Raw genomic sequence first — 21,032 nt, 5'->3', positions numbered from 1 at the left:
AAAAATGGACATCCACAAGGAAATCGACACCCGGGGCCTGAACTGCCCTCTGCCCATTCTCAAGGCCAAGAAGGCCTTGGCCGATATGCAGAGCGGCCAGTTGCTGAAGGTGGTGGCCACCGACAGCGGATCCATGCGTGACTTCCAGGCTTTTGCGCGGCAGACGGGCAATGAGCTGGTGGAGCAGCAGATGGTGGGTGATGAGTACATCCATGTGCTGCGGCGCCGCTAAGGTGTAAAAGGCGATTTGCCCATTGCTGGAAAGCGCTGCGTGCTATCAATTTTTATTAATTGACAACGTGTCTCGGCCTCCTTCCCCTTTGGGGGAAGGCGAGAATGCAGAGGCCGCTGGCGCGGACATAACGGCTCGGCCGGATACGCGAATCGCCGCTGGGGATGGGGCACAGAGGCTCAGAAGCTTTCCCAATCGTCCCCGGTGCCGGTCTTCGCAGCCGGTAGTACGCTCGCGGCGGGCGATGGAGCCGCCTTGGATTGCGCCGGCAGGCGCGCGACGTTGGCTGCTCGGCTTGGGCTGCGGCGCTCGAGGCCGTTGTAGGGTTTGCTCTCTCTGGGAACAGGGGGGGTGGCTGCGGGCGCGGCGGCGGTCTGGACAGGTGCGGCGCCCAGCGTGGTTTTGAACACGGCGACGGCCTGCACCAGTTCCTGCGCCTGGCGGTTCAGGCCGCCAGCGGCGGCGGCCATCTCCTCGACCAAGGCGGCGTTCTGCTGCGTGGCCTGGTCCATCTGCGCCACGGCCTCACCCACCTGACTCACACCCGCGCTCTGCTCGCTGCTGGCGGCGCTGATCTCGCCCATGATGTCGGTGACGCGGCGGATGCTGGTCACCACTTCCTGCATCGTGCTGCCGGCGCGGTCCACCAGTGCCGAGCCTTGTTCGACGCGCTCCACGCTGTCGGTGATGAGCTGTTTGATTTCCTTGGCGGCCTCGGCGCTGCGGCTGGCCAGGCTGCGCACCTCGCCCGCGACCACGGCAAAGCCCCTGCCTTGCTCGCCGGCGCGTGCGGCCTCGACGGCGGCGTTCAGCGCCAGGATGTTGGTCTGGAAGGCGATGCCGTCGATGACGTTGATGATGTCGGCGATCTTCTTGCTTGAGGCGTTGATGCCACTCATGGTCTCGACCACCTGGGCCACGACCTCTCCTCCCTGCACGGCGACGTTGCTGGCGCTCTGGGCCAGCTGATTGGCCTGGCGCGCGTTGTCGGCGTTCTGGCGCACGGTGGAGCTGAGTTCCTCCATCGACGAAGCGGTCTCCTCCAGCGCGCTGGCCTGGCTTTCGGTGCGGGAGGACAGGTCCTGGTTGCCCTGGGCGATCTGCGTGCTGGCGGCGGCTACCGACTCGCTGCCCTCGCGCACATGGGCGACCACTTTGACCAGCGCATTGCGCATGGTTTGCATGTTGGCTATCAGGCTGGTGTGGTCGCCGGTCTTGACCTGCACGTCGACGGCCAGGTTGCCGGCGGCGATCTCGCGCGCCACGTTGGAGGCATAGTCCGGCTCGCCGCCGAGCTGGTGGGTGATGGAGCGGGTCAGAGCCCAGGCGATGGCGGCGCCCAGCGCCGCGGCAATCGCTGCAAGTGTCAGCACCAGCCCGCTGGTGGCCGAGGCGATCTCCTGCACCGTCTTGGCCGAGGCGTCCATCTGCTTTTTCTGGTGGCTGGCCAGTTCCTCCAGCAGCTTGAAGTAGGTCATCTGCTGTTGGCGCACTTCCTTGTTCAGCACGGTGCGCGCCTCCTCCAGCTGGTTGCTCAGGCCCAGAGTCACGGCCTTGTCCAGGGCGGCGTTGTAACCGGGGCGCAGCTCGTTGATTTTCTGCAGCAGCTGGCGTGCCTCGGGGCTGCTGCTGTTGTCCTGCAGTTCCTTGAGCAGGGGGCTGTTGCTCGCGCGGGACTCTTCGATGCGCGCCTTCTCGGCCTGCATTTCTGCTACATCCTCGGTGATGACGATGTTGCGCACGGCGCGCGCGACCACATTGAGATTGTTCTGGATCTGGTTGATGCGCTCCACGTTGGCCATGCGCTGTTCGACCAGGCTTTGTACCTCGTCGGTGGTGCGGTCGAGCTGGAAGCGCGCGACGATGGCGACGATCAGGCCGCACAGGATGACCAGGGCAAAGCCCAGGCCCAGGCGGGTGCCTACTTTCATTGTTGATGTTTTCATGGTGTTCGCTCCTGTCAAGGGGGGCATTGGAAGGGTGACGCGTCCAGCCCCGTGCCGGAGCTGGACATCAGCGCCTCGATGTCCAGCAGGATTGGCATGCGCTGCTCAATCTGGGCGATGACCAGCAGATGGTCGCTGTCCAAGGCTGCGGATAATCCGGGAACGGGGCGCTGCGGGGTAGGAGGCAGGCATATGCTTGAGAAACAAAATTTTACAAAATTTTGTTTTATTTACCAATTATAAGGTGCTTGTGAGTGCTGGGAGTCACTCGGAATCCAGTTGACGCGCCGCCTGGTGCATGTGGACCAGCAGCGCCTGCACCAGCGGGTTGTCCGGTGCGCTGCGCCACATGGCCAGCATTTCGGAGTGGGGGTGTTCACCGCGCAGGGGCCGAAACGCCAGGCGCGGCAGGCCTACGCGCTCCAGCGCCGCGGGCACCAGGGCCACGCCCTGGCCCAGCGACACCAGCGAGATCACCGATAGCCAGTGGCGCACCTCGTGGCGCACCTCAGGGGCGAAGCCGTGGGCCAGGCACATTTCGTAGATGCGCTGGTGGTAGGTGGGCGAGACCAGGTTGGAGAACAGGATCAGCCGGTCGTGGCGCAGCTCGGCCAGATCTATGCTGCTTGCCCCGCACAGCGCGTGCTGCTCGGGCAGGCAGACCACGAAGGGCTCTTCCACGATGAGCTGACTGGCGATACCCTCGGGCGGCTGGATGGAGTGCACCAGCGCCACGTCCAGCCGCATCTGCTGCAGGCCCTGGATCTGCTCGGCGCTGTTGGCCTCCAGCATGTCCACGCGTACCTGGGGGTGGGACTGCTGCATCAACTCCAGCGCCTGGGGCAGGCCACGGTACAGGCTGGAGCCCACGAAGCCCAGGCGCAAATGGCCGCGCGTGCCCTGGGCCACGTCGCGCGTTTCCTGCGCCGCCTGGTGGCTCAGGGCCAGCAGCTGGCGCGCCTTGGTCAGCAGATGGGCGCCCGCGGCGGTCAGGCGCACGCCCTTGCTGCTGCGCTCGAACAATTGGGCCTGCAATTGGCCTTCGAGCTGTTTGATGGCCACGCTCAGGGGCGGCTGGGAGATGCACAGCCGATGGGCCGCGCGGCCAAAGTGCAGCTCCTCGGCCAGGGTCACGAAGTAGTGCAGCAGGCGTAGCTCCATGGCATCAATTCGATTTAACTATGAACAAAGATTTTAATGATATTGGACTCGAATGATCAAAGCGAGTGCAATAGCGGCCAGCACGATGTAAAGGAGCACCACCCATGTCCGCCAACGACCAGACCCAGATGACCGCCCTGGCCCAGGCCAGCGCCGCAGCCCATCCCGTGCCCGACCGCGGCCACGTGAACAGCTACACCGAGGACAAGGAGCTGCAGCAGCTGCTGGCGCTGTACCTGCCGGCCGACCTGTATGCCCACCTGCAGCCGTACTTCGAGCGCATGGGCGAGCTGGCCGGTGGCGCCGTGGACGATTGGGCACTGGAGGCCGACCGCAATCCGCCGACGCTGGAGATGCGTTCGCGCGCCGGCAAGGAGGTGCAGCGCATCGTCAAGCATCCGGCCTATATCGAGATGGAGAAGGTGGCCTTCCAGCAGTTCGGCCTGGCCGCGATCTCGCACCGCGAGGACATGCTGGGCTGGAAGGGCAAGATGCCGGCCATCGTCAAGTACGCGCTGACCTATCTGTTCGTGCAGTCCGAGTTCGGCCTGTGCTGCCCGCTGTCGATGACGGACTCGCTCACGCGCACGCTGAAGAAATACGGCGAGCAAAAGCTGGTGGACAAGTACCTGCCCAAGCTGCTGGCCATGGATTTCGACTCCGGCGTGCAGGGCTCGATGTTCATGACCGAGCAGGCCGCGGGCTCTGACATCGCCAACACGCTGACCATGGCCTACCCGCAGGAGGACGGCAGCTGGCGCCTGTATGGCGAAAAGTGGTTCTGCTCGAATCCCGACGCGGGCTTTGGCATGGTGCTGGCGCGCGTCGATGGCGGCCCGCCCGGCATGAAGGGCATCTCGCTGTTCCTGCTGCCGCGCATCAAGGACGACGGCAGCACCAACGACTATCACATCGTGCGCCTGAAGGACAAGATGGGCACGCGCTCCATGGCCAGCGGCGAGATCCGCATGCAGGGCGCCGTGGCCTACCTGGTGGGCGAGCAGGGCCGGGGCTTCGTGCAGATCGCGGACATGGTGAACAACTCGCGCCTGTCCAACGGCATGCGCGCGGCCGGCATGATGCGCCGGGCCGTCGCCGAGGCCGAATTCATCGCCCGCGAGCGCTGGGCCTTCGGCCGCCGCCTGCAGGACCTGCCGCTGATGCAGGTGCAGCTCGACAAGCTGCGCGTGCCGGCCGAGCAGGCGCGCACCATGGTGTTCCAGACCGCGGCCACGCTGGCGCGCTCGGACGCGGGCGACAAGACGGCCTATGCGCTGCTGCGCATCCTCACGCCCCTGATCAAGTTCCGCGCCTGCCGCGATGCGCGCAAGGTGACGGGCGACGCCATGGAGGTGCGCGGCGGCTGCGGCTACATCGAGGAATGGGCCGACCCGCGCCTGGTGCGCGACGCCCACCTGGGCTCGATCTGGGAGGGCACGAGCAACATCGTGGCGCTGGACGTGGTGCGCGCCATCAAGCGCGAGGGCTCGCTGCCGGTGCTGCAGGACTACCTGCTGGGCCTGCTGGCTGACACCCAGGCCATCACCGCCGCCTACCGCCAGGCGCTGGCGGATGCGCTGGCGCGTGCTGTCAAGCTGGCCGAGCGCGCCGCCGCCGAGGGCGGCGAAAAGCTGGCGCGCCAGGCCGCGACCGGCCTGTACCACTGCACCACGGCCATCGCCATGGCCTGGGAGGCGGGCAAGACCGGAAGCGCCGAGCGCCTGCGCCTGTCGCAGCTGGCCCTGGCGCACCGCGTGCTGCCGCGCGATCCGCTGGCCGAAAGTCAGGTGCCGGCGGAGTGGCTGGCGTAAGCAGCCCCCTCCTTGGGGCGAGGGCGATCTTTACTCCCTCGAGAGGGCAGGGGTGAGGGCCGGCGACGCTGGAACCTTGATGCCGGCAAGATGCCGGCGCTCCATCCCCTTGAGGTTTTTAAGCAAAAACAACCGCTGTCGCTTATGGATAAAGCGTCAGTAGCTATCAATTAAATAACAGGAGACACACCATGACCCTAGCCAAACGCCATCTGCTCGGCCTGATCGCCGGCGCCGCCATGCTCGCCGCCTTGCCCGTACAGGCGCAGGACAAATTCCCCGACCGCCCCGTCATGTTCGTGGTGCCGTTCCCGCCCGGCGGGCCCACGGACGCCATGGCGCGCATCCTGGCTACCGAACTCACGCGTGAGTTGGGCCAGAGCGTGGTGGTGGAAAACAAGGCCGGCGCGGGCGGCAACATCGGCGCCGACTTCGTGGCGCGCGCCAACCCCGATGGCTACACCATCATGTTCGGCACCTCGGGCCCGCTGGCCATCAACCACAGCCTGTACAAGGGGCTGAAGTACGACCCGCGCACCAGTTTCGAGCCCGTGATCTACGTGGGCTACCTGCCCAATGTGCTGGTGGTGCGCCCCAGCCTCGGCGTGAACAGCGTGCAGGAGCTGATCGCCAAGGACAAGGCCAAGCCTGGCGCGCTGAACTTCGCCTCCTCGGGCAATGGCGCCTCGTCGCACCTGGCGGGCGTGCTGTTCAACGGCATGGCGGGCACGCAGCTGGTGCATGTGCCCTACAAGGGCACGGGCCCGGCGCTCAACGACCTGCTGGCGGGCCAGGTGGACATGACCTTCACCGACATCCTCACGGCCATGCCCTACATCAAGAGCGACAAGGTGAAGGCCCTGGGCGTGGCCACGGCCAAGCGCTCCAGCGCCATGCCGGACATTCCCACCATTGCCGAGCAGGGCGGCAAGGATCTGAAGGCCTATGACGTGAGCGTGTTCTTCGGCGTGGTGGCCCCCAAGGGCACGCCGGCCGAGCGCGTCAAGGCGCTCAACCAGGCGTTCTCGCGTGCGCTGGATGCGGACAAGGTCAAGCAGGCCTTCGCGGTCCAGGGGCTGGAGGCCTCGCCCGACCGCAGCCCCGCCTATCTGGGGAAATTCATCAAGGCCGAGGTGGACAGCTGGGCCAAGGTGGTCAGGCAGTCGGGCGTGCAACTGGATTGACATTCATGACACAAAAGCAAGACATGCAGCAGACGCCGGGCAGGATGGGCGCATTGGCGGGCATCAAGGTGCTGGACCTGTCGCGCATCCTCGGCGGGCCGCTGTGCGGCCAGATTCTGGGCGACCACGGCGCCGACGTGCTCAAGGTGGAGCCGCCCCAGGGCGACGACACGCGCGCCTGGGGGCCGCCGTTTCGGGACGGCGTGGCGTCGTACTACTTCGGCCTGAACCGCAACAAGCGCATCCAGTTCCTGGATCTTTCGGCACCCGAGGGGCAGCAGCGCGTGCGCGAGCTCATGGCCCAGGCCGACGTGGTGGTGGAGAACTTCAAGGTCGGCACCATGGAAAAATGGGGCATTGGCTACGAACAGATGCGCCATGAATTCCCGCACCTCATCTGGTGCCGTGTGACCGGCTTCGGCGCCGACGGCCCGCTGGGCAGCCTGCCGGGCTACGACGCCGCCATCCAGGCCATGGCCGGGCTCATGAGCATCAACGGCGATGCCGATGGCGACCCGCTGCGCGTGGGTCTGCCGGTGGTGGACATGGTCACGGGCATGAACGCCGCCATCGGCGTGCTGCTGGCGCTGCACGAGCGCGCCCGTAGCGGCCAGGGCCAGCTGGTCGATGCCGCGCTGTACGACTCGGGCCTGTCGCTCTTGCACCCGCACGCGGCCAACTGGTTCATGAGCGACAAGCTGCCGCAGCGCACCGGCAATGCCCACCCCAATATCTACCCCTACGACGTGATCCGCACGGGGGGCGCGCCGATCTTTCTGGCCGTGGGCAACGACCGCCAGTTCGCTCTGCTGTGCGACTACATCGGCCAGGGCGCGCTGGCGCAGGACGCGCGCTTTGCCACGGCGGGGCAGCGCTCGGTGCACCGCCACGAGCTCAAGCCGCTGCTGGAACAGGCCTTCACCCAGCGCGACGGCCAGGAACTGGCCGATGCGCTGATGGCCATAGGTGTGCCGGCCGCTCCGGTGCTGGATGTGGCACAGGCCCTCAAGCACCCGCACACCGCGCACCGCGAGATGGTGGTGGCCATGGAGGGCGGCTACCAGGGCCTGGGCGCGCCGGTGAAGCTGAGCCGCACGCCCGCCAGCTATCGGCACGCGCCCCTGAGCGAGGGGCAGGACTTCCTGCCCGGCTGAAGGCCGCACCGGGCGCGCGCGCTCGTAATATTCCAAGCTGCAAACGCCCGCCATGGTTTGGTCCATGGCGGGCGTTGGCATTTTGGCGGATGGCTCCAAGGGTTTCACCCATGTGCGTGGCGGCGACAGGTTTCAAGAATGGGAGGCTTCGCAGCCCCACCATTTTCACCACCACAAGCAGGAGACGCCCGCGATGCAAATCCAACTCAAGGTCAATGGCCGTGCCGTTACGGCCGACGTGCCGCCCAACACCCTGCTGGTGCAGTTCCTGCGCGAGCACCTGCGCCTGACCGGCACGCACCTGGGCTGCGACACCGCGCAGTGCGGCGCCTGTACGGTGATCGCCGACGGCCGCGCCATCAAGGCCTGCAATCTGCTGGCGCTGCAGATGCAGGGGGCGGACATCACCACCATCGAGGGCCTGGCCGCGGCCGACGGCACGCTGCACCCCATGCAGGCGGCCTTCAAGGAATGCCACGGCCTGCAGTGCGGCTTCTGCACGCCGGGCATGGTGATGAGCGCGGTGGACCTGCTGGCGCACAACCCCAAGGCCAGCGAGGCCGAGATCCGCGAGCAACTGGAGGGCAACATCTGCCGCTGCACCGGCTACCAGAACATCGTCCACGCGGTGCAGGCCGCGCAAAAGACCATGGCCGCCTGACGGCCCCGGCAACCAGCACAAGGAGACACAACCATGGGTGCCACTGAATTTGCCAAGCTGCCGCACATCGGCGAGTCCGTGAAGCGCAAGGAGGACCTGCGCTTTCTCACCGGCGTGGGCAACTACACCGACGACATCGTGCAGCCGGGCCAGAAGTACGCCGTCTTCGTGCGCTCGCCCTACGCGCACGCCAATATCAGGGGCGTGGACACGGCCGCCGCCGCCGCCATGCCCGGCGTGGCTGCCGTATTCACCGGCAAGGACATAGCGGGCAAGATGAACGGCCTGCCCTGCGGCTGGCTGATCTCCAACCCCGACGGCAGCCCGATGAAGGAGCCGCCGCACCCGGTGCTGGCCGCAACGAAGGTGCGCTATGTGGGCGACCATGTGGCCATGGTCGTGGCCGACACGCTGGAGCAGGCCAAAAACGCCGCCGAGGCCGTGCAGGTGGACTACGAGGAACTGGCCGCCGTGATCGACATGCGCACGGCCAGCCAGGGCCCCGCGCTGCACGCCGAGGCGCCCGACAACCATTGCTACAAATGGACGCTGGGCGACAAGGCCGCGGTGGACGCCGCGTTTGCCGGCGCGGCCCACGTCACCAGCATCGACCTGACGAACAACCGCCTCATCCCCAACGCCATGGAGCCGCGCGCGGCCAACGCTAGCTACAACCGCGGCACCGACGAGTACCAGCTCTACGTGGCCAACCAGAACCCGCATGTGGAGCGCCTGCTGATGACCGCCTTCGTGCTCGGCCTGCCCGAGCACAAGGTGCGCGTCATCGCGCCCGATGTGGGCGGCGGCTTCGGCTCCAAGATCTTTTTGTACGCCGAGGATGTGGCGCTGACCTGGGCCGCCAGGCAGCTCAATTGCCCCATCAAGTGGACGGCCGAGCGCAGCGAGTCTTTTGTCAGCGATGCGCACGGGCGCGACCACATCAGCCATGCCGAGATGGCCATGGACAGTCAAGGCAAGTTCCTGGCCATGCGCGTGCACACCCACGCCAACCTGGGCGCCTACCTGTCCACCTTCGCCTCGGCCATTCCCACCATCCTGTACGGCACGCTGCTGGCGGGCCAGTACGCCACGCCGCAGATCTACGTCGAGGTCGATGGCTGGTTCACCAGCACCGCGCCGGTGGACGCCTACCGCGGCGCGGGCCGGCCCGAGGCCGCCTACCTGGTCGAGCGCCTGGTCACGCGCTGCGCCTGGGAGCTGGGCCTGTCCCAGGACGAGATCCGCAAGCGCAACTTCATCACCCAGTTCCCCTACCAGACGCCAGTGGCGCTGCAGTACGACACGGGGGACTTCCACGCCTGCATGAACCAGTCGCAGCAACTCGCCGACGTGGCCGGCTTCGAGGCCCGGCGCCAGGCCAGCGAGGCCAAGGGCCTGAGGCGCGGCATCGGCTACAGCTGCTACATCGAGGCCTGCGGCCTCGCGCCCAGCAACATCGCCGGCGCGCTGGGCGCCAGGGCCGGACTGTTCGAGGCCGGCGAGGTGCGCGTGCACCCCACGGGCAGCGTGACGGTTTTCACCGGCTCGCACAGCCACGGCCAGGGGCACGAGACCACGTTCGCCCAGTTAGTGGCGGCGCGCCTGGGCCTGAGTCCAGAGCAGGTGGACATCGTTCATGGCGACACCGGCCGCGTGCCGTTTGGCATGGGCACCTATGGCAGCCGAAGCTTGAGCGTGGGCGGCACGGCCATCATGAAGGCGCTGGACAAGATCGAGGCCAAGGCCAAGAAGATTGCCGCGCACCTGATGGAGGCCTCGGACGCCGACATCGAGTTCGCGGGCGGCGAATTCACGGTGAAGGGCACGGACAAGAAGGTGCCGTTTGCCCAGGTGGCGCTCACGGCCTACGTGCCGCACAACTATCCGCTCGACAAGCTGGAGCCGGGCCTGAACGAAACCGCGTTCTACGACCCGACCAACTTCACCTTCCCCGCGGGCACCTACATCTGCGAGGTGGAGGTGGACCCGCAGACGGGCGTGGTGCGCGTGGATCGCTTCACCGCCGTGGACGACTTCGGCGTCATCGTCAACCCGATGATCGTCGAGGGCCAGGTGCATGGTGGCGTGGTGCAGGGCATGGGCCAGGCGCTGCTGGAGCATGGCGTGTACGACCCCGCTTCGGGCCAGTTGCTCACCGGCAGCTACATGGACTACGCCATGCCGCGCGCGGCCGACTTCCCCACGTTCCAGCTCGGCCATGTGTGCACGCCCTGCACGCACAACCCCATAGGCAGCAAGGGCTGCGGCGAGGCCGGGGCCATAGGCTCGCCCCCGGCGGTGATCAACGCCGTGCTCGACGCCCTGCGCCCGCTGGGCGTGACCGAGCTCGACATGCCCGCCACGCCGCACCGCGTGTGGCAGGCCATCCAGAACGCCCAGGCTTGAGGAGGAACCGCATATGTACGCATTCACCTACGAGCGTCCCGCCGCCCTGGCCGACGCCCTGAAGTTCGCCCAGGCCGGTGCCAGGCCGCTGGCCGGCGGCCAGACCCTGCTGGCCTCGATGAAGCTGCGCCTGGCCGCGCCCGAGCAGATCGTGGACCTGGGGGCGGTGCCCGAGCTGCGCGGCATCTGCCGTGACGGCGACGCGCTGGTCATCGGCGCCATGACGCGCCACTGCGACGTGGCCGAAAGCGCCGAGGTGCGCGCCGCCATTCCTGCGCTGGCCCAACTCGCCGGCGGCATTGGCGACAAGCAGGTGCGCGCGCGCGGAACCATTGGCGGCTCGGTCGCCAACAACGACCCCGCGGCCGATTACCCGGCGGCGCTCATGGCGCTGGGCGCCACCGTGCACACCACGGCGCGGGCGATTGCCGCTGCCGACTTCTTCCAGGGCCTGTTCGCCACGGCGCTGCAGGAGGGCGAGCTGATCACCTCCGTGCGTTTTCCCATCCCTCAAAAGGCCGCCTACGTCAAGTTCGCCCAGCCGGCCTCGCGGTTCGCAATGATCGGCGTGTTCGTCGCACAGACGGACGCCGGTGCGCGCGTGGCGGTGACGGGTGGCGGCAATGGCGTGTTCCGCCACGCGGCGATGGAGCAGGCGCTGGACGCCAGCTTCACGCCCACGGCCCTTGCCGGCGTGCCCACCGACGAGGAGCAGATGTCGGGCGACCTGCACGCCAGCAGCGCCTACCGCGCGCATCTGGTGGGCGTGATGGCACAGCGCGCCGTGGCCCAGGCGCTGGCTTGATGGAATGTATGGCAAAAACAGGCTGCAGCGCTTGTGTGAAAAGCGCAGGCAGCTATCAAAATTGAGTCCATGAACGCACCCACGCCTCCTTGCGCCTGCAACTCCATCGACGAACTGGCCGCGGCGCTGCAGGCCGTGGGCTATTTTGCCGACCGGCGCCTGGCCACTGCGGTGTTCCTGGCGCTGAAGCTGCAGCGCCCGCTGCTGCTGGAGGGCGAGCCCGGCGTGGGCAAGACGGCACTCGCCACGGCCCTGGCGCAGGCCCTGGGCCGCCAGCTGCTGCGCCTGCAGTGCTTTGACGGCATGGAGCAGCGCGAGGCCTTGTACGAGTGGAACTACGCCGCCCAGCTGTTGCACCTGCGCGCCCATGAGGGTACCTCCAGCGCCAGCGCCCTGGAGCAGGAGGTCTACCAGCCGCGCTACCTGGTGCGCCGTCCGCTGCTGCAGGCGCTGGAGGCGCCCGAGCCCGGCGCGCTGCTGCTCATCGACGAGGTGGACCGCGCCGACGAGCCCTTCGAGGCCTTTCTGCTCGAATACCTGGGCGAGTACCAGGTCAGCATCCCGGAGCTGGGCACCATACGCGCGGCCGTGCCGCCGGTGACCATCCTGACCAGCAACCGCACGCGCGAGCTCAACGACGCGGTCAAGCGCCGCTGCCTGTACCACTGGCTGGACTATCCCGAGCGTGAACGCGAGCTGGCGATAGTGCGCGCCCTCGTGCCCCAGGCGCCGGTGCAGCTTGCCGACCAGGTGGCGGCCTTTGTGCAGCAGCTGCGCGCCAGTCCCCATGCCGAGCGTTTCCAGCGTGCCCCGGGCATTGCCGAGACGGTGGAATGGGCGCGCGCGCTGGTGGCGCTGGACACGGTGGTGCTGGACCCCGAGGTCGTCGTCGATACCGCCGGCATCCTGTTCAAGCAGCGTGACGACGTGGCCGCGCTCGATCGCGCACTGGCAGAGCAGGCCCTGCAAGCCAGCCAGGCCGGTGACTGACGGGCCTTGCCATGCCCGACCCGTTCGCAACGCCGCCCGCGCCACTCCCAGGCCATCCGCCGCAGCGCGTCTCCCCGCTGGGCGATGCGCGCAGCGGCAAGCTCGCCGGCAACCTGGCGGCCTTCTGTCGTGCGCTGCGCCGCGCCGGGGTGCCCGTGGATGCGGCGCGGATCGCCCTGGCCCAGCAGGCCGTGCAGATGGTGGGCGTGGCGCGCAAGGACGACATGGCCGCCGCGCTGGAGGCCGTGCTGCTCAGCCGCGCGCAGGACCGCCTGGTGTTCCGCGAGCTGTTCGCGGCCTTTTTCCGCGACCCCGAGCTTGCCAGCAAGCTGCTCGCGCAAATGCTGCCGCGCGCCGAGGGCCGTGCCGAGCCCCCGCGCCAGCGCCCGCGCGTGCGCGAGGCCCTGCAGCCGCCCAGGCCCCAGGCTGGCCGCGAAGCCGCGCCCGAGCAGCAGGTGGACTTGGACGCCGCCATGACCGCCAGCCGCCTGCAGCGCCTGCGGCAGGCCGACTTCAACCAGCTCAGCGCCAGCGAATACCAGCTGGTGGAGCGCCTGGTGCGCGATATTGCGCTGCCGCTGCCCAGCGTGCCCTCGCGCCGCACCCGCGTCGGCGGCCGGGGAGCGCGCATCCATTGGGCGCGCACGCTGCGCCAGGCCGCGCGCCATGGCGGCGACCTGGTGGCCCTGCAGCGCCAAGAGCGGCGGCGCCAGCCGCTGCCGCTCTTGGTGCTGGTGGATGTGTCCGGCTCCATGGAGCGCTACGCCCGCCTGCTGCTGGCCTTTGTGCATGCGGCCACGGCGCGCGTGCGCCTGGACGGGCAGGCCCGGCAGCTGCACCGCCAGGTATTCGCCTTCGGCACCAGCCTCACTGACCTGGGCCCGGCCTTCAAGGAAAGCGACACCGACGCCATGCTGCAGCGCGCCGGCCAGGCCATACGCGACTATGCCGGCGGCACCCGCCTGGGCGACAGCCTGGCCTGCTTGCGCCGCCAGCATGCGCGCTGCCTGGTGGGGCGGCGCACGTTGGTGCTCATCGTCAGCGACGGGCTGGACACGGGCGAGCCCGAAGACCTGGCGCGCGAACTCGACTGGCTCAAACGCCGCTGCCGGCGCCTGCTGTGGCTCAACCCCTTGCTGCGCTTTGACGGCTATCAGCCCAGCGCGCGTGGCGCTGCCGTGCTCCACCACGCGGCCGATGCCATGCTGGCCGTGCACAACGTCACCAAGCTGCAGCAGCTGGCCGGTGCCATCGCCGACTTGATGAAGCAGTGAATGAAGGAGACAAACCATGGAAATGCAAGGCTCGCGCACATTGGCCATCACCCAGCAGCAGGCCTGGGAGGCGCTGAACGACCCCGAGGTGCTCAAACTCTGCATCCCCGGCTGCGACAGCATCGAGGCCACGGGCGACAACGCCTACGCCCTGGTCAACGCCATCAAGGTCGGCCCGGTGGCGGCCAGGTTCAAGGGCTCCATCGCACTGGCCGATGTCGATGCGCCGCGCAGCTACACGCTGCACTTCGAGGGCAACGGCGGCGTGGCCGGCTTTGGCAAGGGCAGCGCCCAGGTGTCGCTCACGCCCCAGGGCGAGGGCTGCGAGTTGGGCTACCAGGTGCACGCCACCGTGGGCGGCAAGATCGCCCAGGTGGGCCAGCGCCTGATCGATGGCGTGGCCAAGTCCATGGCCGAGAGCTTTTTCAAGCGCTTTGACGAGGAAATGCAGCGCCGCTACGGCCCGGCCGAGGAGGAACCCGAGGCCAAGCCCGGGGCTCTGAAGAAGATGTGGTCCAAGCTTAAGGGCGGCAGCAAGGATGCTGCTGCCGCAGACGAGGAGATGTAGCCATGGAAAACCTCGACGTCACCGTGCTGCGCGCGCTGCGCGACTGGCGCCAGGCCGGCCGGCAGGCGCTGCTGGCCACCGTGGTGCGCACCTGGGGTTCGTCGCCGCGGCCGGTGGGTTCCATCATGGCCCTGTGCGAAGACGGGGCGGTGATGGGCTCGGTTTCGGGCGGCTGCATCGAGGACGACCTGATTGCCCGCTACGCCCGTTCCGCGGCCAAGGATGCCCTGCCGCGCAGCGGCGCGCCGCAGTTCGCCAAGTACGGCGTGACGGCCGAGGAGGCCTTTCGCTTCGGCCTGCCCTGCGGCGGCACGCTGGAGCTGCTGCTGGAGTTCGACCCCGATGCCGCCAGCCTGGCCGCCCTGGTGCAGGCGCTGGATGCCGGCTGTCTGATGCACCGCAGCGTGCGCCTGGCGGACGGCCTTGTCACGCTTGAGGCCGCCGAGACCCCGGCCGACCTGGTGCTGGATGCAGAGCGGCTCACCAACACCTTTGGCCCGGAGTACCGCATGCTCATCATCGGCGCCGGGCAGATGAGCGAATACCTGGCCACCATGGCGCAGTTCTGCGGCTTTGCCGTCAGCGTCTGCGATCCGCGCGAGGAATACCGCGGCGGCTTTGCCGTGCCCGGCGTGCGCCTGCTCAGCACCATGCCCGACGATACCGTGGCCGACTTTGCGCCCGATGCGCGCAGCTGCGTCGTGGCCCTCACGCACGACCCCAAGCTCGACGACCTGGCGCTGCTGCAGGCGCTGGAGACGCCGGCCTTCTACATCGGCGCCATCGGCAGCCGGCGCAACAACCAGGCCCGGCGCCAGCGCATGACCGAGCACCTGGGCCAGACCGAGGAGAGCCTGGCGCGCCTGCGCGGGCCGATCGGCATCTATATCGGCAGCAAGACGCCGCCCGAGATCGCGGTGAGCGTGATGGCCGAGGTGCTGGCGGTGAAGAACGGCGTGCCCCTGCCGCGCGACATGGACGTGGCCCATGTCAAGGATCGCCAGGGCCTGGCGGCAGCGGGCTCGGCCTGCAAGGTGGCTTGATGGATCAGCAGGCGGAGGGCGTGGCCGCCGTGCTCATGGCCGCGGGCGCGGGCCGGCGCCTGGGCCATGTGCCCAAATCCCTGCTGCTGCGCGCTGGCGAGCCCTTGCTGCTGCGCCAGATCCGCCTGCTGGCGCAGGCCGGCGCGGCGCATATCGTGGTGGTGCTGGGCCACCATGCACAGGCGCTGCAGGCCGTGCTGGCGCAGGCGCGGGTGCCGCCCGGGGTGTCGCTGCGCTGGGCGGTGAATGCCGCGCCCGACGAGGGGCCGGGTTCGTCCCTGCGCTGCGGCCTGGCGGCCTTGCCGCCCGAGGCGGGCACGCTGCTGGTGCTGCTGGCCGACCAGCCGTTGCTGGAGCTGGCCGATGTCCAGGCCATGCTGGCCGCCTGGCAGGCACGCGCCGCCGGCGTGGAGCTGGTCGTGCCCCAGCATGCCGGCCAGCCGGGCCACCCCATCGTCTTTGGCGCGGCCCTGCGCCAGGCGGTGATGCAGGCGGCGGGCGGGCAGGGCGTGCGCGAGTGGCGCCGCGCGCATCCGGCCCAGGTGCAGGCCGTGGCGCTGCAGCACGAGCGCTGCACCACCGACGTGGATACGCCCGAGGACCTGCAGCGCCTGGGCGAGCGCTTTGGCGTGTGGCTGGAGCAGCCTCGGGTGTAGCTTCTCAGGCAGTCTCGGCCAACAGGTCCTGCAGCGCCTTGACCTGCTGGCGCAGGCGCTCGTTCTCGGCCTCCAGCTCGGTCACGCGCTGCTGCAGCCTGGCGGCGTCGGGTGCGGCCTGCGCCGCTGCGCCGTCCGTTTCGGCGCCTTCGGTGGCGGCGGCCTTGGGTTTCTTCTTGGCATCGCGCGCGCGCTTGGCGGCCTGCTTGAGCTCCTGCGCGCCGCCGGCTGCGGCCGTCTTCTGTTCGTCCACGGGCAGCGTGGCCACCACGGCCGCGGCGTTCAGCGACAGCTCTCCCGACTTCACGGCGGCCACCACTTCCGGCGCCGCATTCTGGTGAATGGCCTCGATCGCCTTCACCTGCGCGGCGGTGAGGCGCGCGGCGCGGGCCAGGGCCTCGCGCGTGTCCAGCGCGTCCTCGGGCACCTTGGGTACGCCCGCCAGGGCCTTGGCGACGACCGGGTCGGTGTCGCCCTCCCAGGGGGCCTCTGCTTCAGGCGATTGGGCAGCCTCGGCCTTGGCGGCCACCACGGCGGCCGCGGCCTGCGCGCGCCGCTCGGCAATGATCTCGCGCTTGCGCAGCGCCAGCACGCCGCGCTGGAACTCCGACACGCTGCGCCGGCCCAGGTGCTGGTCGATCATCCACAGGTGCACGTCCTCCATGCTCTGAAAGCGCGTGTTCTGCACCGTCTGGAACGGCAGGCCGTGCTGCTGGCAGATGCCGAAGCGGTTGTGGCCATCGACAAGGACATTGCCCCACAGCACCAGCGCGTCGCGGCAACCCTCGGCCAGGATGCTGCGCTCCAGCGCATCGTGCTCATCGGGTGTCAGGGGATCGATGTAGGCCTTGAGTTCGGGCAGGACGACGATGTCTTCAGGATTCATGGGATTTCAAAACAAACAAAGCAAAAATAGCCAAAGGCCCCGGCGGGGCCTTTGAGTCAAAAAAGCCTGTAGCGCCCGTGGATAAAGCGCCGGAAGCTATGGTTTTTAGTCTGGTCGCAGCAAGCGTGCGATCAGCGCACCCTCCACCGGGCCTTGCAATGGAATGCGCACGCGCACCGGGCTGCCCTGGGCCACCTGCACCGGCTCGCCGTCCAGGTTGAACATTTTTTCCAGCAGCACCTGGCGGTTGCCCTGGGGGTGGATGATTTCCAGCGTGTCGCCCACGGCGAAGCGGTTCTTGGTCTCCACCTCGGCCAGGCCGTCCGCATAGCCGCGCACCTCGCCCACGAAGTGGCTGCGCTGCAGCACGCTGTGCCCGGTTTCGTAGTTCTGGTAGTCGTTGGCCGGGCGGCGCTCCAGCAGGCCGCCGGTGTAGCCGCGGTTGGCCAGGCCTTCGAGCTCGGTGATCAGATGCGGGTTGAAGGGGCGGCCCGCCACGGCGTCGTCGATGGCGCGGCGGTAGACCTGGGCCGTGCGCGCCACGTAGTACAGGCTCTTGGTGCGGCCCTCGATCTTCAGCGAATCGACGCCGATCTTCGCCAGCCGCTCCACATGCTCGACCGCCCGCAGGTCGCGGCTGTTCATGATGTAGGTGCCGTGCTCGTCCTCCATGATGGGCATCAGTTCGCCGGGGCGGCCGATCTCCTCGATCAGGTAGACCTGGTCCGCCTTGGGGTGGCGCTGGCCGCCGCCGCAGGTGCTGCTGAACTGGCTGTCGGCCTCTTCGCGCGCCTGGTCGAAGTTGAAGCCCTTGTCCATGCCGGTGGCCAGGGCCTCGCCGGTGTTCGGGTCCACGGCCGCGTCGTGCGTCTTGTATTCCCAGCGGCAGGCGTTGGTGCAGGTGCCCTGGTTCGGGTCGCGGTGGTTGAAGTAGCCGCTCAGCAGGCAGCGGCCCGAGTAGGCGATGCACAGGGCCCCGTGCACGAAGACCTCGATCTCCATGTCCGGGCATTCCTGGCGGATCTTGGCGATCTCGTCCAGGCTCAGCTCGCGCGACAGGATGATGCGCGACACGCCCGCCTTCTGCCAGAACTTCACCGTCGCCGAGTTGGTGGTGTTGGCCTGTACCGAGAGGTGGATCTCGGTCTCGGGCCACTTTTCCTTGACCATCATGATCAGGCCGGGGTCGGCCATGATGAAGGCGTCGGGCTTGCACTCGATGACGGGCTCGATGTCGCGCAGGTAGGTGCGCACCTTGTCGTTGTGCGCGATCAGGTTGCTGGTGACGAAGAATTTCTTACCGCGGGCGTGGGCCTCGGCGATGCCCTGGGCGATCTGCTCCAGGCGGAACTCGTTGTTGCGCGCGCGCAGGGAATAGCGCGGCTGGCCGGCGTAGACGGCGTCGGCACCGAAGTCGTAGGCCGCGCGCATCTTGTCGAGCGAGCCGGCGGGCAGCAGCAGTTCGGGGGCTTTGAGGGTCATGGGTGGATTGTCGTACTTTTCCGATTTGCTCCTGAATAAGGAGCTATTGACGTACGCTGTATAAGCGTTTCAGGGCTATTTTGTGTCGAGCGTCGGCGCTAGACGCGCCGCTTGTCCAGCTTGCGCGTGAGCGTGCGCCGGTGCATGCCCAAGCGCCGCGCGGCCTCGGAGATGTTGAAGCCGGTTTCGGCCAGCACCTCGTGGATGCGTTCCCACTCCAGCGTCTTGATGGAGCTGGAGCGGTTGCTGAGCTCCACGTCGGCATTGCCCTCGGTCAGGCCGAAGGCGGCCTCGATGTCGTCGGTGTTGGAGGGCTTGGCCAGGTAGTGGCAGGCGCCGAGCTTCACGGCCTCCACGGCGGTGGCGATGCTCGCATAGCCGGTGAGCACGACGATGAGCATGTCCTCGTCGTGCGCGTGCAGCTGGCGCACGCAGGCCAGGCCCGTGGCCTCGCCCTTGAGCTTGAGGTCCACCACGGCGTAGCCGGGACGGTGTTCGGCAAGCAGCTGCTGGACCTGCGCCAGGCTGTCCGCCTGCAGCACGCGGTAGCCGCGGCGCTCGAAGGAGCGCGCGAGCGTGCGCGTGAAGGCCTCGTCGTCCTCGACGATGAGCAGCAAGCGTTCAGCGTCCATGGTTGTCATGTCCCGTGTCCTGCAGCGCGATCGCGGCCAGCGGTAGCGTGATGGTGACCTGCGCGCCACCGCCGGGGCGGTTCTCGGCCTGCACGCTGCCGCCCAGCGTGCGGGCCACGTTCATCGCCAGGAACAGCCCCAGCCCGCCGCCGGGGCGACCCTTGCTGGACTGGTAGGGTTTGCCGAACTGCGTGAGCATTGCAGGCGCGAAGCCAGGGCCTTCGTCCAAGACAATCATGCGCAACATTTCTCGATCACGCTCGGCGACGAGGCCGACCCAGTGGGGCGATGCATCGCGCGCATTGTCCAGCACATTGAAAACCATTTGCTGCAGCGTGACATCGGACACCATGGGACTGTCCTGCCCGAAGCGGTTGTCGTAGACAAAGCGGCCCACCGGGCGCGTGGCACGCCATTCGCTTGCCAGTTGGTCCAGGAACTGGCACACCGTGGTCTGGGCCGAGGCCTCGCCGCGCGCCTCGCCGGCCGACAGCAGGATGCCGCTGACGATGGTCTTGCAGCGCTGCACCTGCGTCTGCATCTCGGCCACGTCCTCCTGCAGCGCGGCGTCGGTCGCCAGCGCCGGGTCGCGCCGCCAGTCGCCCAGGATCACGGCCATGGTGGCCAGCGGCGTGCCCAGCTCGTGCGCCGCGCCCGAGGCCAGCAGCCCCATGCGCAGCACATGCTCCTCCTCGGCCGCGCGCTGGCGTATGGCGGCCAGGCGCGCGTCGCGCTGGCGCAGGTTATGGCCGATGCGGCTGATGAAGATCACCACCAGCGCCGCATTCAGCATGAAACAGACCAGCAGCCCCAGCACGTAGGGGCTGGCCAGCCCGCGGGAAAAGTCGGGCGGCAGCTGCAGGGGCACGCTGTAGTGCGCCAGCAGCGCAAAGCACATCGCCGTGATCAAGACCATGGTCCAGATGTGGCCGCCGCGCAGCAGGGCGGCGCCCAGCGCGATCTGCAGCAGGTACAGGAAGACGAAGGGGTTGCTGGTGCCGCCGCTCAGGTACAGCTGCACCGTGAGCACGGCCACGTCCACGAGCAGCGCCAGGAACAGCTCCACATCGCGCACGCCGCGCCCGGTGCGCCAGCGCAGGAAGCTCACCACGTTGTAGAGCACCAGGCAGCCCACCACCATGAGCATCTCGCGCAGGGGCAGGGGCAGGTGCAGGCCGTAGTGCGCCACCTCGATGGTGAAGACCTGGCCGATGACGGCGATCCAGCGCAACTGGATGAGCTGGTGCAGGTTCTTCAGTCCGGCCGCGGCGTCGGCCGAGCGCGCCTTGCGGGCGGGGGGCGAGGCGGTGGGAGGGGTCATGGGGCGCGGAAGGTGGCGCGCAGCCGGAGCTCGTAGCGTGCCACATAGACCGCCGCGGCCACGACCATGGTCGCCAGGGAGAGCCAGGTGATGGCGTACACCAGATGGCTGTTGTGAAAGCGCACCACCGTCATGCCGGGCCGTGGCCAGGGGCCGGCGTCGGGGTTGGCCATCTCCGCCACGACGCCCGCGCGCGGGTCGGGAATGCCGGCGTCGATGAAGAACGGGGCCGTGTCTGCCAGGCCCTGCGCCTGGGCGATGGCGGCCACGTCGCGCGAGTGCCAGCGCTGTTGCTGCGGGTTGTTGCGGCGCAGGAAGCCACCACCGGGCTCGGTCATGCGCAGCAGGCCTTCGACGCGTACGCTGGCGTCGGCCGGCGCGTCCGGGCCGCTGGCGCCCGTGGCCCATGGGCCGCGCCGTGCCTGCGGGATGAAGCCCCGGTTGACCAGCACCTGGCCGCCGGCATCGAGCTGCAGCGGGGTGAGCACCCAGAAGCCCGCGCCCAGCTCGGTGGTGGCCTGGGTCAGCACGGTCTTGTCGGCCAGCCAGCGGCCCTGGGCGTACACGGGCCGGTATTCATGGCCGGCGGCGTCCACGCGCGGCCAGTCGGTGCGGGGCGGCAGGGCCGTGGGCGCGGCCTGCAGGCGCTGCTGCACGCGCTCGATCAGTGCCAGCTTCCAGGTGCGGCGCTCCACCTGCCACCCGCCCAGGGCGCAGAACCCCACGAACAAGGCGATGCCCGCCAGAGCGAGCATCGCCATCGTCAGGTTGGAGTGCGGGCGTGCGCGCAGCGGCTCCATGGTGCGGGCAGCCGCCGTGG

Annotated in this window: 20 protein-coding genes; 12 read left to right on the top strand and 8 right to left on the bottom strand. The window is 68.4% G+C overall.

Annotated features, from left to right (window positions below):
* Nucleotides 1-4 precede the first annotated feature (4 nt).
* Nucleotides 5-232 carry a sulfurtransferase TusA family protein gene (locus P7644_RS12330; RefSeq protein ID WP_404299526.1) on the top strand — a complete coding sequence of 76 codons (228 nt, stop codon included), beginning with the start codon at nucleotides 5-7 and terminating at the stop codon, nucleotides 230-232.
* Nucleotides 233-411: 179 nt separating this feature from the next.
* On the opposite strand, the gene P7644_RS12325 is transcribed toward P7644_RS12330, so the two are convergent.
* From P7644_RS12325 to P7644_RS12315, 3 genes are all read right to left on the bottom strand, one after another.
* Nucleotides 412-2,178 carry a methyl-accepting chemotaxis protein gene (locus tag P7644_RS12325; RefSeq protein ID WP_404299524.1) on the bottom strand — a complete coding sequence of 589 codons (1,767 nt, stop codon included), beginning with the start codon at nucleotides 2,176-2,178 and terminating at the stop codon, nucleotides 412-414.
* A 14-nt stretch (nucleotides 2,179-2,192) separates the two neighbouring features.
* Nucleotides 2,193-2,321 carry a hypothetical protein gene (locus tag P7644_RS12320; protein ID WP_404299522.1) on the bottom strand — a complete coding sequence of 43 codons (129 nt, stop codon included), beginning with the start codon at nucleotides 2,319-2,321 and terminating at the stop codon, nucleotides 2,193-2,195.
* A gap of 121 nt (nucleotides 2,322-2,442) precedes the next feature.
* Nucleotides 2,443-3,339 (bottom strand): LysR family transcriptional regulator, encoded by an 897-nt coding sequence (locus P7644_RS12315; protein WP_404299520.1) that lies wholly within the window; start codon nucleotides 3,337-3,339, stop codon nucleotides 2,443-2,445.
* A gap of 104 nt (nucleotides 3,340-3,443) precedes the next feature.
* On the opposite strand from P7644_RS12315, the gene P7644_RS12310 reads away from it, so the two are divergent.
* The 11 genes from P7644_RS12310 to P7644_RS12260 all read left to right on the top strand — a co-directional run bounded on the left by P7644_RS12310 (nucleotide 3,444) and on the right by P7644_RS12260 (nucleotide 15,891).
* Nucleotides 3,444-5,150, top strand: coding sequence for an acyl-CoA dehydrogenase family protein (locus P7644_RS12310; protein ID WP_404299518.1), 1,707 nt, complete (start codon nucleotides 3,444-3,446; stop codon nucleotides 5,148-5,150).
* Nucleotides 5,151-5,341: 191 nt separating this feature from the next.
* Entirely contained in the window at nucleotides 5,342-6,334 is a 993-nt protein-coding gene (locus tag P7644_RS12305) for a Bug family tripartite tricarboxylate transporter substrate binding protein (protein ID WP_404299516.1), read from the top strand.
* A gap of 5 nt (nucleotides 6,335-6,339) precedes the next feature.
* Nucleotides 6,340-7,488, top strand: coding sequence for a CaiB/BaiF CoA transferase family protein (locus P7644_RS12300; RefSeq protein ID WP_404299514.1), 1,149 nt, complete (start codon nucleotides 6,340-6,342; stop codon nucleotides 7,486-7,488).
* Nucleotides 7,489-7,681: 193 nt separating this feature from the next.
* Entirely contained in the window at nucleotides 7,682-8,149 is a 468-nt protein-coding gene (locus P7644_RS12295) for a (2Fe-2S)-binding protein (RefSeq protein WP_404299512.1), read from the top strand.
* Between the two features lie 33 nt (nucleotides 8,150-8,182).
* A complete protein-coding gene (locus P7644_RS12290; protein WP_404299510.1) occupies nucleotides 8,183-10,555 on the top strand; it encodes a xanthine dehydrogenase family protein molybdopterin-binding subunit in 2,373 nt (790 codons plus the stop codon).
* Nucleotides 10,556-10,568: 13 nt separating this feature from the next.
* Nucleotides 10,569-11,360, top strand: a complete 792-nt coding sequence (locus tag P7644_RS12285) for an FAD binding domain-containing protein (protein WP_404299508.1) — start codon at nucleotides 10,569-10,571, stop codon at nucleotides 11,358-11,360.
* Nucleotides 11,361-11,429: 69 nt separating this feature from the next.
* Nucleotides 11,430-12,350 (top strand): AAA family ATPase, encoded by a 921-nt coding sequence (locus P7644_RS12280; protein ID WP_404299506.1) that lies wholly within the window; start codon nucleotides 11,430-11,432, stop codon nucleotides 12,348-12,350.
* An 11-nt stretch (nucleotides 12,351-12,361) separates the two neighbouring features.
* Nucleotides 12,362-13,624, top strand: a complete 1,263-nt coding sequence (locus tag P7644_RS12275; RefSeq protein ID WP_404299504.1) for a VWA domain-containing protein — start codon at nucleotides 12,362-12,364, stop codon at nucleotides 13,622-13,624.
* 16 nt (nucleotides 13,625-13,640) lie between these two features.
* Nucleotides 13,641-14,192 (top strand): CoxG family protein, encoded by a 552-nt coding sequence (locus tag P7644_RS12270; RefSeq protein ID WP_404299503.1) that lies wholly within the window; start codon nucleotides 13,641-13,643, stop codon nucleotides 14,190-14,192.
* A gap of 2 nt (nucleotides 14,193-14,194) precedes the next feature.
* On the top strand, nucleotides 14,195-15,235 hold the full coding sequence (locus P7644_RS12265; protein ID WP_404299501.1) for an XdhC family protein: 1,041 nt from the start codon (nucleotides 14,195-14,197) through the stop codon (nucleotides 15,233-15,235).
* Nucleotides 15,235-15,891 (top strand): NTP transferase domain-containing protein, encoded by a 657-nt coding sequence (locus P7644_RS12260; RefSeq protein WP_404299499.1) that lies wholly within the window; start codon nucleotides 15,235-15,237, stop codon nucleotides 15,889-15,891. Before P7644_RS12265 ends, P7644_RS12260 begins: the two co-directional genes overlap by 1 nt.
* 4 nt (nucleotides 15,892-15,895) lie before the next feature.
* On the opposite strand, the gene P7644_RS12255 is transcribed toward P7644_RS12260, so the two are convergent.
* The 5 genes from P7644_RS12255 to P7644_RS12235 form a co-directional block, all read right to left on the bottom strand.
* Nucleotides 15,896-16,777, bottom strand: a complete 882-nt coding sequence (locus P7644_RS12255) for a plasmid replication/partition related protein (protein WP_404299497.1) — start codon at nucleotides 16,775-16,777, stop codon at nucleotides 15,896-15,898.
* A gap of 105 nt (nucleotides 16,778-16,882) precedes the next feature.
* Nucleotides 16,883-18,259, bottom strand: coding sequence for a tRNA 5-hydroxyuridine modification protein YegQ (gene yegQ / locus P7644_RS12250; RefSeq protein ID WP_404299495.1), 1,377 nt, complete (start codon nucleotides 18,257-18,259; stop codon nucleotides 16,883-16,885).
* A 98-nt stretch (nucleotides 18,260-18,357) separates the two neighbouring features.
* Nucleotides 18,358-18,891, bottom strand: a complete 534-nt coding sequence (locus tag P7644_RS12245) for a response regulator transcription factor (RefSeq protein WP_404299493.1) — start codon at nucleotides 18,889-18,891, stop codon at nucleotides 18,358-18,360.
* Nucleotides 18,881-20,212 carry an ATP-binding protein gene (locus P7644_RS12240; protein WP_404299491.1) on the bottom strand — a complete coding sequence of 444 codons (1,332 nt, stop codon included), beginning with the start codon at nucleotides 20,210-20,212 and terminating at the stop codon, nucleotides 18,881-18,883. Before P7644_RS12240 ends, P7644_RS12245 begins: the two co-directional genes overlap by 11 nt.
* The gene (locus P7644_RS12235) at nucleotides 20,209-21,012 is read right to left on the bottom strand and encodes an SURF1 family protein (protein ID WP_404299489.1); all 804 of its coding nucleotides are present in this window, start codon (nucleotides 21,010-21,012) and stop codon (nucleotides 20,209-20,211) included. The genes P7644_RS12240 and P7644_RS12235 overlap by 4 nt, the downstream gene beginning before the upstream one ends.
* Between the last annotated feature and the right edge of the window lie 20 nt (nucleotides 21,013-21,032).

Source organism: Alicycliphilus denitrificans (assembly GCF_044792555.1).
Taxonomy (GTDB): domain Bacteria; phylum Pseudomonadota; class Gammaproteobacteria; order Burkholderiales; family Burkholderiaceae_C; genus Alicycliphilus; species Alicycliphilus denitrificans_A.
Note: the sequence above shows the minus strand (reverse complement) of the source record. Positions and strands in the feature narration are given on the sequence as shown.